Here is a 12,763-nt window from a genome sequence, read left to right as displayed (position 1 = left end):
CCCTTGTTCGTGTCTTTTTTGTTCGTGTGTACTGCGAAGTTTGCTGCGAAAGCTGATGGAGGACTTGAATCCTGAAACCTTAACCTTCGTGTTGAAGGTTATAGTTATGTCAAGTAACTCATGTCTGGAACGGTATTTCCTCTGGTTCCCACATTCAATAACCGGGTCCGCGTGTCGGATTAATACCCGAAAGAAAGCGCCTCATCGCGTCACGGGGTGGCGCGGGACACTGACGTCATAGACCTTGACCGGGTTTTTGGGATCCACGGGGGCCTTCAGCAGGGCAGCCAGGACCTTGGCTTTGAGCTCCTTCTCCGACGCGTTGCCCCACACAATGGTCTGGCCGTCCACCAGCTTCAGTTCCACCGCGTCCACCGACTGGGCGGACGCGTTGGAGAGCTTGGCCAGGACGTCGGCGGGCAGCGCCGCCAGCACGTTGGCGGTGGCCAGGAAGAGGTCCTGGCCGATGGTGCCCGCTCCCCCGTCGATCACGGGCAGGGCGACGGACGCGGGGTCGGCTGTGGTGGCCAGCCGGACGCCGTCGACGTCCACCAGCTGGTACTGCTCGCCCTGCTTCACCAGCGCCACGGGAACCCGCTCACGGACTGTTACGGCAAGGCCCGACGGCGGCCGGGCCAGGATGGCGACGGATTCCACCTGCACCAGTGGTTCCAGCAGCCGGGAAACGTCATCCTTGCTGATCTGGGGCAGCGGTTTGCCCTGCAGCGGTGACAGGGCGGCCTGCACCTGGTCCGGCGCCAGCAGCTTGGTCCCGGACACGCTGACCTCGCGGAGCGCCAGGATCGGGGAGTAGATGGCTGCGGCCAGCACCACGGCCACCAGCACAGCGATGGTGGACACTGCCACCAGCAGGTTACGGCGGCGCCGCTTGCTTTTGGGCTCCGGGAACGCCACCACGTTGGCAGCGGTTCCTGCACCGTTGGACTGGTGCCGCGCACGCCGCCAGCCAGGCAGCGCCAGGCGTGCCGCCCGGGCCGGCTTTCCGGAACCGGGTGCGGCGGGCACGGGCGGGCCAGGCACGGAAGCGCCCGGAGCGGGGAGGCTCCGGGAGGCCGAGATGATGTCTGCAGCGGGCTTGGCCGCTGCAGGCCGAACTGCCTCCTGCTGGCCGGTATCCTCCTGGCTGCCGGGGTCGGGGCGTCCGGCAGGGCGCCCCGGGTTGCCTGGGCCGCCGGCCCGGTTCGCAGAGGTGTAGGTGGGCCGGCGGGAGCTAGGCACGCAGGGCCTCGACAATCCGGGCACCGTACGCCGTGACGTCGCCCGCACCGGCGGTGAGCACAATGTCACCGGGAGCCGCGGCGGCCGCCAGGGCAGCGGCGGCATCGGCTGCTTCAACCAGCCGGCCGCCCGGGCCCAGGTGGTCCGCGATCAGCTGGCTGGTGACACCCGGGATGGGGTCCTCGCGGGCCGGGTAGATGTCCAGGACAAGCGCCGTGTCGGCGAGGTTGAGCGCCCCGGCGAACTCGGCAGCGAACTCGCGGGTGCGGGAAAACAGGTGCGGCTGGAACAGGACGTGCACCTTGTGGGCGCCCGCCACGCTCCTGGCCGCCGTCAGCGCCGCCCGGACTTCGGTGGGATGGTGGGCATAGTCGTCAAACACACGCACTCCCCCGGCTTCGCCCTTGAGCTCGAAGCGCCGGGAAGCGCCGGCGAAGTGGCCCAGGGCCGAGGCCGCGGCTGCGGGGTCCACGCCCAGCTCCAGGGCCACCGCGAAGGCTGCCGCCGCGTTCAGGGCGTTGTGCCTGCCGGGTACCTGCAGGGCCAGGTCGAACCGGCCGGCCGGGGCAGACACGGACACCTGGCCGGGACCGCCGTCGTGCAGCTGCAGGTCCGCCTCCGCGCCGGTGCCGTAGAGGAAAACCCGGGTGTTGCCCCGCTGCCGGGTCCGGTCCGCCAGCGCCAGCGCACCGGCGTCGTCCGCGCAGGCGATCAGGACGCCGTCCGCCGGCAGCAGTGCGGTGAAGCTGTCGAAGGAGGCGTAAACGGCCTCGGGCGTGCCGTAGTGGTCCAGGTGATCGGGCTCGACGTTGGTGACCACGGCGATCTGCGGCCGGTAGTTCAGGAAGGACCCGTCGGACTCGTCAGCCTCGGCCACAAAGATCCCGGACGAGCCGTGCGCGGCGTTGACGCCGAGTGCCGGGACGTTGGCGCCGATTGCGAACGTGGGGTCCAGGCCCGCGCCTTTCAGCAGCACCGCGACCATGGAGGTCGTGGTGGACTTCCCGTGTGTCCCGGCCACTGTCACCACGGTGTCCGCGCCCATGATGGCGGCCAGGGCCTGGGAGCGGTGCAGGACGGGCAGGCCGGCCTCCCGGGCGGCGGCGAGTTCGGGGTTATCGGCCCGGATGGCGGAGCCGGCCACAACCGTCTGGGCGTCACCCAGGTTGCCGGCCGCGTAGCCCACTTCGATCCGGGCGCCGGCGGCGGCAAGGTCCGCCATCACGGGCAGGTCCTTGGCATCGGAGCCGCTGACGGGTATCCCGCGGGCCACCATGATCCGTGCCACGGCGGACATGCCCACGCCGCCGATGCCGATGAAGTGGGTCCGGCCCAGGGTGGCAGGGCCGGTGGGGACGTCGATGCTCATGCGGAGACCGCTTCCAGGACGAGGCCGGCCATGCGCTGGTCGGCGTTGCGGATGCCAAGCTGGTGGGAACTGGCGGCCATGGCGGCCAGCCGTGCGGGATCGGTGGCCAGCGGGATCAGTTCCCGCTCCACCCAGCCGGGCGTGAAGTCCCGGTCAGGGACCAGGACCGCGCCGCCGGCCTTGACGAGCCCGGCAGCGTTGAGGGCCTGCTCGCCGTTGCCGATGGGCAGCGGCACCAGGACGGCCGGGACGCCAACGGCGGCTGCCTCACAGACGGTTGCGGCTCCCGAGCGGGCCAGCAGGAGGTCAGCGGCGGCGTACACCAGTTCCATGCCGGCCACGTATTCCACCTGCCGGTACCCGGCTGCAGCGAGGGGCTGCCCGGAGCTGCCTGCCACGGTCTTGCCGCGGCCGGTGATGTGCAGGGTCTGGATGCCGGCCGCAGCCAGTGTGCCGACTGCTGCCGCGATGGTCCGGTTGATGCTTTGCGCGCCGGAGGATCCCCCGGTGACGATGAGCGTGGGCAGGTGCGGGTCCAGTCCCAGCGCCGTCCGCGCATCGTGCCGGGCGGCGGCGCGGTCCAGGCCGGAAATTTCGGTGCGCATGGGCATCCCCACGTGCACGGCGTGGCGCAGCGGGGTGCCCTCGAACGCCACCGCGACCCGTTTGGTCAGCTGCGCACCCAGCCGGTTGGCCAGGCCGGGCCGGGCGTTGGCTTCATGGATCACAATCGGTACGCCCCGGCGTCGGGCTGCCAGGTACAGCGGCGTGCAGACATAACCGCCCACCCCCACCAGGACATCCGCCCCGGACTTGTCCAGGATCTCCCCTGCCTGCCGCACTGCGCCGGCCAGCCGGGCTGGAAGGCGCAGCAGGTCCAGGGAGGGCCGCCGCGGAAACGGCACCCGGTCAATGGTGGCAAGTTCCACGCCGGCGGCGGGTACCAGCCGGGTTTCCATCCCGGCGGGGGTACCGACGGCGAGGATGGCCGCGCCGGGCGAGGCGGCCCGGAGGGCAGCGGCGATGGCCAGGAGCGGGCTGATGTGGCCGGCAGTACCGCCACCCGCCAGGACGATGGATGGGTTTGTCGGAGTCATCGGTGGTTAGGCACGCTTCCTTGCAGTCTTCTTTTTGGCGGCGGTGTCTTTCGCCGTTTTGGCCTTCAGCTTCAGCATCCGGCGGGGCCGGATGGCGGGCGCCATCTGTTCCCTCGCCAGGGAGAGCACCACGCCGATGGCGCAGAGTGACATCAGCAGCGCCGAGCCGCCGTAGGAGATGAACGGCAGCGGCACGCCGATGACGGGCATCAGCCCGGTCACCACCGACATGTTGACGGTGGCCTGGCCCAGCAGCCACACCATGATGGTGCCGGCCAGGACGCGGTGGAACATGTCCTCCTGCGCCACGACCACCCGGTAGATGGCGGCGCCGAGGATGGCGAAGAGGATGAGGACGACGACGGTGCCCACCAGGCCGAGTTCCTCGCCGATGATGGCGAAGATGAAGTCGTTGTGGGCTTCGGGGATCCAGCTGTACTTTTGCCGGCTCTGGCCCAGCCCCACACCGAACCAGCCACCGGAGGCCAGGCCGTACAGGCCGTTCGTGGCCTGGTAGTTGGCGTCGGTGCCGTTGGCGCAGGTCTCGCCGGTCCACCAGGACGTGATGCGGCACATCCGGTTGGAGCTCGTCACGGCCATCAGCGCGGTTCCGGCAGCTGCGGCCAGACCGGCGATCCCAAAGAGGTACAGGGGTACGCCGGCAAAGAACAGCGCCGCTGCCGCAATCATCATGATGATCATGGCGGTGCCAAGGTCGTTGCCGATCAGGACCAGCCCGATCACGATCGCGGCCATGGGGACGGCCGGGATGGCCACGTGCTGCCAGCGGCTGAGCAGCCTGCCCTTCATGGCCAGCACGGTGGCCATCCACAGCGCCAGTGCCAGTTTCGAGGCCTCTGAGGGCTGGAACGTGATGCCGCCCAGGTCGATCCAGTTTTTGTTGCCGTTGATTTCGCTGCCCACTACCTGGACCAGGGCCAGCAGGACCACCGCGGCGCCTACCCCTGGCCACGCCAGGCGTTTCAGCCACACCACGTTGATCCGGGAAAGTACAAACATGGTGAACATGCCGATGGCCGCGAACACCCCCTGCTTCAGGGCGTCGCCGTACGGCGATTTCCCGGCGGCAATGGATTCGACGCTGGACGCGGACAGGACCATCATGATCCCGATGGCTGTCAGGGCCAGGGTGGATCCGAGGATCAGGTAATACGTGGACCCGTTCCGGGACGTACCGGTACCTTCAAGGGCGGACCAGAACCTGCGGTAGGCGGACCGCAGCCGGCCGGGAAGGGATACCGCCGGACGGGCCGTGGCACCGGTTTTTGCCGCTTTGGGCGCTGCGCCCTGCCGGGTTCCGGCCGGAGACTGCCGGGCCTGGGGGTTCCGGGCCTGGCTTTTTTTGACCTGCGGCCGGGTGGGCGTGCTGACCATTGTTACTCCTCGCCGGTCCGGGCCTGCCCCTCCACCAGCCCGCGGACAGCTTCAATGAAGGCGCCGCCACGGTGAGCATAGGAAGAGAACTGATCCATGGAAGCAGCTGCCGGGGCCATCAGCACAGTGTCGCCGGAGACGGCCACCTGCGCTGCTGACGCGACGGCCAGGGACATCACCTCTTCCCCGGACACGGGGCCGGCCGGACCAGGGGTCCGCTCCGCCGCAGCAGTCTGCACCCCTTCAGTGTGACCCGGCAGCGCGGGGATCATGGGGACATCCGGCGCGTGTCGCCGGAGGGCCTCAACGAGGGCCGAGGTGTCGGTTCCAATGAGCACCACAGCCTTGAGCCGCTTCGCGTTCTCACGGACCAGGTGGTCATAGCTGACGCCTTTGGAGAGGCCACCGGCGATCCACACCACGTTGGTGAAGGCTGCAAGGGAGGCGGCAGCGGCGTGCGGGTTGGTGGCCTTGGAATCGTTGATCCAGAGGATTCCGTTCTGCCGGGCCACGGGCTGGATGCGGTGGTCACCGGGGACGTAGTCGCGGATGCCCTGGCGGACCGCCTGCTGATCCACGCCGTAGGCCCGGACCAGGCCGGCTGCGGCCAGGACGTTGGCCACCATGTGCCGGGGTGCAAGTTCGCCGAGGTCGCTCATCGAAGCCAGTTCCGCGGCGCTGTCCCTGCGCCCTTCGATGAATGCACGGTCCACCAGCAGCCCTTCCACCACACCGAGCATGCTGACGGCCGGGGTGACGGTGGTGAATCCCACGGCGCGGCAGCCTTCAACCACGTCGGCGTTTTCCACCATCCGTTCGGTTTCGATCTGTTCCGCGTTGTAGATGCAGGCTTTGACGGTGCGTTCGTAGACTTTGGCTTTGTCGGCCAGGTAGGAGCCGTAGGAGCCGTGCCAGTCCACGTGGTCCTCGGCGACATTGAGGCAGACGCTGGCGATGGGCGACAGGGATTCGGCCCAGTGCAGCTGGAAGCTGGACAGTTCAACGGCAAGGACGTCATATTCCACCGGGTCCCGGAGCGCGTCCAGGATGGGGGTGCCCACGTTTCCTACAGCGAGGGCCTTGAGGCCGGCGGCGCGCAGCATGGATTCAGTCAGGCCCACCGTGGTGGTTTTGCCGTTGGTGCCGGTGATGGCAAGCCAGTCAGCGGTCTTCCGGCCCTCGCGGACCCGCACCCGCCAGGCAAGTTCAACGTCGCCCCATACCGGAATGTGGGCGCGCGCTGCGGCGGCGAGCAGGGCCTGGTCGGGACGCCAGCCCGGCGAGGTGACAATCAGTTCCGGCAGTTCGCCGTCGATCCTTGGAATGCTGGTGACGGCGTCCTCACCCAGCAGGACATCCACCGCGCCCACGATCCGGAGCGTGTCGGCCTGGGCCAGGGCGGTTTCGCTGGTGGCGGCATCAACCACCACCACGCGGGCCCCGAGCTCGATCAGGGTGTCGGCCGCGGCGAAGCCGGAGACGCCGATTCCGGTGACGGCAACACGCAGTCCGGACCAGTCGGAGTCCCAGGAGACCAGGGAGTTGAGCCGGGGGGAAACGATCACAGCAGCACGACCCATTCAGCGTAGAAGATGCCCAGGCCTACGGCGACGAACAGGCCGCAGAGGATCCAGAAGCGGACCACCACTGTGACTTCCGCCCAGCCCTTGAGCTCGAAGTGGTGCTGCAGCGGTGCCATCTTGAAGACACGTTTGCCGCCAGTGGCTTTGAAGTAGCCCACCTGGATGATGACAGAGAGGGTGATGATGACGAAGAGGCCACCGATGATGCCCAGCAGCAGTTCGGTGCGGGACAGGATGGCGAAGCCGGCAACGGCACCGCCGATGGCCAGGGAGCCGGTGTCCCCCATGAAGATTTTGGCCGGTGAGGTGTTCCACCACAGGAAGCCCACCAGGGCGGCGCTGAGGATGGCAGCCAGCAGCGCCAGGTCCAGCGGGTCACGGACGGAGTAGCAGCCGCTGCCGGCCTCGCGGGGCGAGCCGCAGGCCTGGTTGCTCTGCCAGATGCCCATGAGGGTGTACGCCCCGAAGACCATCACGGAGGCGCCTGCTGCCAGTCCGTCGAGGCCGTCAGTGAGGTTCACGCCGTTGGTGGCGGCGGTGACAATCAGGTTGGACCAGACCACAAAGAGGATGGCGCCCAGGACGGTGCCGCCGAACGCAAGGTCCAGCCAGGGCAGGTCGCGCACCAGGGAGATTTTGGTCGACGCCGGGGTCAGCCCGTTCTCATCCGGGAAGTTCAGTGCCAGGACGGCGAAGATGATGCCCACCGCGGCCTGGAGGATGAGTTTGGCTTTGGCGTCCAGGCCCAGGCTGCGTTGGCGCGAGATCTTGATGAAGTCGTCCAGGAAGCCCACCAGTCCCATGCCCACCATCAGGAAGAGCAGGATCAGGGCGGACGCTGACGGTCCGGGCGAGTCGGGGTTCATCATCAGCATGATGAGGTGCGTGAGCCCGTAGCTCAGGAGCACGGCCGCGACCACTACGGTGCCGCCCATGGTGGGCGTGCCGCGCTTGGTGTGGTGCGAGGTGGGTCCGTCATCACGGATGAACTGGCCGTAGCCGCGGCGCACCAGGAGCCGGATGAAAAGTGGGGTCCCTACGAGGGCGAACAGCAGGGCAAGGCCCGCACCGATCAAAAGTGCAATCACGGCAGAGTGCTCCTTTCATCGGCGTTTTGCTGGGTTTGTGGGGGTAATGCTATCCGATCGCCCAGATGGCGAAGCCCCACGCTGTTGGAGGACTTGAACAGGACCAGGTCGCCGGGTTTGAGTTCGTGGTTGAGCAGTTCGTAGGCTTCTTCGGCGTTTTCAGTGAAGATGCATTCGTCCCCCCAGGATCCTTCCTGGACGGCGGAAACGTAGAGGGCGCGGGCCTCCCGGCCCACCACCACCAGTCGGGAGATGTTGAGCCGGACCACCTGCGTGCCCACGGCCGTGTGCTCGCGGATGGAGTCCGGTCCCAGCTCCAGCATGGCGCCCAGGACAGCCCAGGTCCGGCGGCCCCGGCCCAGGTCGGCCAGGGTGCGCAGTGCGGCCCGCATGGACTCCGGGTTGGCGTTGTAGGCGTCGTTGATGATGGTGACGCCGTCGGCGCGTTCGGTCCGCTCCATGCGCCAGCGGCTGGCGGCTGACTGGCTGCCCAGGGACGCGGCAATGGCTGCTGCGGGGATTCCGGCGGCATGCGCGGCCGCGGCGGCGGCGAGCAGGTTCGTTACGTGGTGGGCGCCGATGAGCTGGCTGCTGACGTGCAGCGGGGCGTCTTCGCCGGGGAGCTGCAGCTCGAATTCCGGGTTGCCGGCGGCGTTGGTGTCGGCGTCGAGGGCCTGCACTGCGGCATCCGGCCGGCCTTCGGCGGAGAACCCCAGCACCGTGGCGCCGGTGCGGTCCTGCATGGCGGCGACCCGGCCGTCGTCGAGGTTGATGATGGCTGTTCCTGCGGCGGACAGGCCTTCGACCAGTTCGCCCTTGGCGCGGGCGATGTTTTCCACGCCGCCGAATTCGCCGGCGTGGGCTGTTCCCACGCCCAGGACAACGCCGATATCAGGCTTGACCATTTCGGCGAGGTAGCGGATGTGGCCAACGCCGGTGGCGCCCATTTCGATCACCAGGTAACGGGTGCCGGCGTCGGCGCGGAAGACCGTCAGGGGCACTCCGACCTCGCCGTTGAAGGAACCCTGCGGCGCCACAGTATTTCCGGCAGCGGAGAAGATTCCTGCCAGCAGGTCCTTCGTGGTGGTTTTGCCGGCCGAGCCGGTGATGCCAACCACCGTCAGTTCCTCGCCGGCGGCTGCGCGGGCAGCCCGGATCCGGCGGACAGCCTCGGCGGCCAGCGCACCCATCGCCAGGACGGCGTCCGCCACCTGGACCGAGGGGTACACCGTGCCGTCGGGGGCGACGGCGGGGCGTTCGACAAGGGCGAGGGTGGCTCCGGCAGCAAAGGCCGCGCCAATGAAGTCGTGCCCATCAGCGTGTTCGCCGGGTTTGGCGACGTAGAGCGAACCCGGTGTGGCGTCGCGTGAATCCGTCACCACCGACAGCGGCGTGGTTCCGGGATCGGCGGCCAGGCGCCCGTTAGTGATGTCGGCGATTTCCGCCGCAGTAAGTGCAATCATGTCGGTCTAGGACTCTATCCGGTCGTCTTGGAGAACGTTGAATCCCCTGGCTGTCAAGGCGTTGCGCAGTTCCACCCTGTCGTCGAGGGCGATGTTGACGCCCTGGACCTCCTGCCACACCTCGTGGCCGCGGCCCGCGACAAGGATGGTGTCCTGCGGTCCGGCGAGTTCCACGGCGCGCCGGATGGCTTCGTCGCGGGGGTGGATCTCGAGGATTTCGCAGGGCAGCGAGCCGCCGTCGCGGGCGGCCACGGCGCCGGCCAGGACATCAGCCCGGATGGCTGCGGCGTCCTCGTCGTGCGGGTCGTCGTCGGTGATGATCACGGTGTCGGCGAGCCGGGCTGCGATGGCGCCCATGGCGGGGCGTTTCCCTTGGTCGCGTTGCCCGGTGGCGCCGAAGACCACAATCAGTTTTGCGCCTTCCTCCCCCGGGCGCACGGCCTCGCAGGCACGGGCCAACGCGTCGGTGTTATGTGCAAAATCAACCACAGCCGCCGGACGTTCGGAGATGAGCTGCATCCGGCCCGGGACGGCAACGGTGAACGGGTCCCGGGAATCAAGGGCAGCCTGGACCGTGGCGGCGTCGACTCCTGAGGCCAGGACCATCACCACGGCGAGGGCGGCGTTGGCCACGTTGAATCCGCCCGGCAGGCCGGTGTGGACCTGGAGGGTGGCGTTGCCGGGGCCGGTGAGGGTGAAGTCGGTGCCCAGGCCGCGGGCTGTGGTGGCAGTGATGGTCCAGTCCGCTGCGGCTCCGGGGCGGGTCGCGAGGGTGGTTGTGGGGATGGCTGCCGTGGCGGCGAGCCGGCGGCCCCACTCGTCGTCCACCGTCACCACGGCCCTGCCGGCCCTGGCCGGGGTGAAGAGGTCGGCTTTGGTGGCGAAGTAGTCGTCCATGGTGTGGTGCAGGTCCAGGTGGTCCTGGGTGAGGTTGGTGAATCCGGCCACGTCGAAGCGGACCCCATCCACGCGCTGGAAGGAGATGGCGTGGGAGGACACCTCCATGGCCGCGGCTTCAAGGCCCCGCTCGCGCATGAGTGCCAGCAGGGCGTGCACGTCGGTGGATTCCGGGGTGGTGAGCAGGCTGGGGATGGGCTCCCCGCCGGCAACGATCTCGATGGTGCCGATCAGCCCCGTGGTGCGGCCCAGGGCGCGCAGCAGCGAGGTGATGAAGTAGGTGGTGGTGGTTTTGCCGTTGGTGCCGGTGACGGCGAACAGCTCGGGCGCGGTCCCGTCGGTGGGCTGGCTGCCGTAAACCATTGCGGACAGGGGTCCCACCACGTTCCGGGGATGGTGGACCACCAGGACGGGGACCGGAGTGTCGGCGGCGAGGGCCAGGAGCCTGGCGCCGGCGTCGTCGGTGAGGACGGCGGCAGCGCCGGCGTCGATGGCCTGGGACACAAAGTCCGCACCGTGCCGGGTGGCCCCGGGGAGGGCGACGTACAGGTCGCCGGCTTCCACGGCGCGGGAGTTCAACGAGACTCCGGTGACAGCCACGTCAGCGGAGACGCCGGGTACGGCCACGCCCAGCGCGTCGCCGATGGTTGCCAGGCTGACCGGGACAACGGTGGAGGGGCGGAACGGCGACCGGCCGGCCTGCGGGTCCGGGGCCGGGCCGCCGGACGGGGTGAACTCTGACAAGGGATCTCCGATGGTGCTAGGGGTGCCCGCCGCGTTCAGGCCGGCCGGCCGGGCCGGCTGTTGGTGCCGGGGAATTACTTGGCGAACTGGGGCAGCCTTGCCGGCTCACCCGTGGACGGCTGGACGTTGTAGGTGCGCAGCGCCTGGCTCATGACGGACCGGAAAACCGGGCCGTTGGTGATGCCGTAGATGCTGCCCTTGGGCCGCTGCAGGACCACCTCAACAATAAACCGGGGATCGTCCATCGGCGCCATCCCCACCATCGAGGCGGTGTAGCCGCAGTAGCCGGACTTGCCGTCGTCGCACGGCGATTCTGAGGTGCCGGTCTTGGCGCCGACGCGGTAGCCGTCAATGCCGGCGTCCTTGATCTGGCCTTCGGTAACCGCGCTTTCCAGGATGTCCTGGACCTGCTGTGCCGTGTTGTTGGATACCACCTGGCGGGAGGGTTCGGCCGGAACCTTTTCCTCGGTCCCATCAGGGGAAACATAGGAATCGATGAGCCGTGGCTGAAGCATGACGCCGTTGTTGGCGATGGTCTGGAAGGCCCGGACGGTCTGCAGTGTGGACTGCGAAACTCCCTGCCCGAAAAGGACTGTGTATTCCTGCCGACCGTCCCATTGGTCGGCTGGAGTCAGGATGCCTGAGGCGGTGGCGGGCAGGCCGATATCGGGGGCTTCGCCGATCCCGAATTTCTTCAGCCAGTCGTACCGCTGGTCTTTGGACAGCTGCTGGCCGGCCATCACGGTTCCCGTGTTCATGGAGTAGCCAAGGATCCCGGCGAGCGTCCGCTCCTCGGTGCCGTGGGAGAAGGAGTCTGTGAATGTCTGCCCGTCCACGGTGTAGGAGGGCGGGAGCGTATATTCGCTCAAGGGGTTGGCTTTGCCCTCGTCAATGAGGGCTGCTGCGGTAATCATCTTCTGGACCGAACCCGGTTCGTAGGCGGCTGTGACGGAGCGGACGCCGCGGTCCTTCGCAGCCACCAACCCGGGGTTGTTGGGGTCGGGTGCGTTGGTGTCGGCCATGGCCACGAGGTTGCCGGTCTTGGCGTCCATCACAATGATGACGCCCCACTCGGCGCCCAGCTTGTCCGACTGGCTTTGGATGGCCTGCTGGGCGAAGTACTGCAGGTCCGAGTTCAGGGTGAGCTTGACGTCCTTGCCGTCCTCCGGCGGGGTCAGTTCGTCAAAGCCCACGGGAATCCGGAGCCCGTCTGCGCCTTCCTCGTACAGTCGTTTGCCGTCGGTGCCCTTCAGCAACCCGTCCTGGGTCTGTTCGATACCGGCCTGGCCGGTGGTTCCGTCCTGGAGGAAACCCACGATCCCGCCGGCCACGGAGCCGTTGGGATAAACACGCTTGCTGACACCCTGGCTGACAAGCCCGGGAATCTGAAGCTGGGAGATGCGGTCCTCGTCCTCGGGTTTGACCTCTTTGGCGACAACGTAGTACTTCTTGTCCCCCGTCAGTGCTTCCCTGACGGCAGCGGGTTCCATGCCAAGGGCGGTGGCGAGTTCGTTGATGCCTTGGTCCCGGCTGACGGTAACCAGCTTGGGTTCGCCGTCGACAGTATCCAGGCGCCGGAAGTTTTCCGTGGCGGTGTTCAGCACCTGGTCCACCACGATGTCATAGCGGATCACGCTGTTGGCAAGGACGGTCCCGTTGGAGTCCAGGATGCTGCCGCGTTCTGCGGGCAGCGTGGTCTGGGTCATGCGCTTGTCCAGGGCGGCCTCGGCGATACCGCCAACGTCCAGGCCCTGGACCAGGAAGAGCTTGCCGCCCACCACCAGGAGCAGGGCGAGCATGATGCTCAGGCCCAGCCGCAACCGTTTGGTGGCGTTGGGGGCTTTGACTGCCAGTGCTTTTCCGGTCTTCTGCGCCACCTGCGATATTC

Annotated in this window: 9 protein-coding genes; all 9 read right to left on the bottom strand. The window is 68.0% G+C overall.

Annotated elements, in window-relative coordinates; genetic code table 11:
* Positions 1-201: 201 nt before the first annotated feature.
* Positions 202-1,239 (bottom strand): cell division protein FtsQ/DivIB, encoded by a 1,038-nt coding sequence (locus tag ASF72_RS10780; RefSeq protein WP_056598776.1) that lies wholly within the window; start codon positions 1,237-1,239, stop codon positions 202-204.
* Positions 1,232-2,608 carry a UDP-N-acetylmuramate--L-alanine ligase gene (gene murC / locus ASF72_RS10775; protein ID WP_056598773.1) on the bottom strand — a complete coding sequence of 459 codons (1,377 nt, stop codon included), beginning with the start codon at positions 2,606-2,608 and terminating at the stop codon, positions 1,232-1,234. The genes ASF72_RS10780 and murC overlap by 8 nt, the downstream gene beginning before the upstream one ends.
* Positions 2,605-3,705: an undecaprenyldiphospho-muramoylpentapeptide beta-N-acetylglucosaminyltransferase gene (gene murG / locus ASF72_RS10770; RefSeq protein ID WP_050684149.1), complete on the bottom strand. Its 1,101-nt coding sequence runs from the start codon at positions 3,703-3,705 to the stop codon at positions 2,605-2,607. The genes murC and murG overlap by 4 nt, the downstream gene beginning before the upstream one ends.
* A gap of 6 nt (positions 3,706-3,711) precedes the next feature.
* Positions 3,712-5,100, bottom strand: a complete 1,389-nt coding sequence (gene ftsW, locus ASF72_RS10765) for a putative lipid II flippase FtsW (RefSeq protein WP_056598771.1) — start codon at positions 5,098-5,100, stop codon at positions 3,712-3,714.
* Positions 5,101-5,102: 2 nt separating this feature from the next.
* Entirely contained in the window at positions 5,103-6,680 is a 1,578-nt protein-coding gene (murD, locus tag ASF72_RS10760; protein WP_056598767.1) for a UDP-N-acetylmuramoyl-L-alanine--D-glutamate ligase, read from the bottom strand.
* Positions 6,662-7,771, bottom strand: a complete 1,110-nt coding sequence (gene mraY / locus ASF72_RS10755; protein WP_050684146.1) for a phospho-N-acetylmuramoyl-pentapeptide-transferase — start codon at positions 7,769-7,771, stop codon at positions 6,662-6,664. The genes murD and mraY overlap by 19 nt, the downstream gene beginning before the upstream one ends.
* Positions 7,768-9,234, bottom strand: a complete 1,467-nt coding sequence (locus ASF72_RS10750) for a UDP-N-acetylmuramoyl-tripeptide--D-alanyl-D-alanine ligase (protein WP_050684145.1) — start codon at positions 9,232-9,234, stop codon at positions 7,768-7,770. Before ASF72_RS10750 ends, mraY begins: the two co-directional genes overlap by 4 nt.
* 6 nt (positions 9,235-9,240) lie before the next feature.
* Positions 9,241-10,875 (bottom strand): UDP-N-acetylmuramoyl-L-alanyl-D-glutamate--2,6-diaminopimelate ligase, encoded by a 1,635-nt coding sequence (locus ASF72_RS10745; RefSeq protein WP_056598764.1) that lies wholly within the window; start codon positions 10,873-10,875, stop codon positions 9,241-9,243.
* Between the two features lie 74 nt (positions 10,876-10,949).
* Positions 10,950-12,752 (bottom strand): peptidoglycan D,D-transpeptidase FtsI family protein, encoded by a 1,803-nt coding sequence (locus ASF72_RS10740; RefSeq protein ID WP_056598761.1) that lies wholly within the window; start codon positions 12,750-12,752, stop codon positions 10,950-10,952.
* Positions 12,753-12,763: the final 11 nt, after the last annotated feature.

It is taken from the genome of Arthrobacter sp. Leaf141 (genome assembly GCF_001424565.1).
Lineage (GTDB): Bacteria > Actinomycetota > Actinomycetes > Actinomycetales > Micrococcaceae > Arthrobacter.
This window is presented reverse-complemented; position numbering and strand designations above follow the sequence as displayed.

What these genes read in the sequence shown, in the direction of transcription:
- ftsW (WP_056598771.1), bottom strand. Translation starts at nt 5,100, where the DNA reads ATGGTCAGCACGCCCACCCGGCCGCAGGTCAAAAAAAGCCAGGCCCGG.
- ASF72_RS10750 (WP_050684145.1), bottom strand. Translation starts at nt 9,234, where the DNA reads ATGATTGCACTTACTGCGGCGGAAATCGCCGACATCACTAACGGGCGC.
- murG (WP_050684149.1), bottom strand. Translation starts at nt 3,705, where the DNA reads ATGACTCCGACAAACCCATCCATCGTCCTGGCGGGTGGCGGTACTGCC.
- murD (WP_056598767.1), bottom strand. Translation starts at nt 6,680, where the DNA reads ATGGGTCGTGCTGCTGTGATCGTTTCCCCCCGGCTCAACTCCCTGGTC.
- murC (WP_056598773.1), bottom strand. Translation starts at nt 2,608, where the DNA reads ATGAGCATCGACGTCCCCACCGGCCCTGCCACCCTGGGCCGGACCCAC.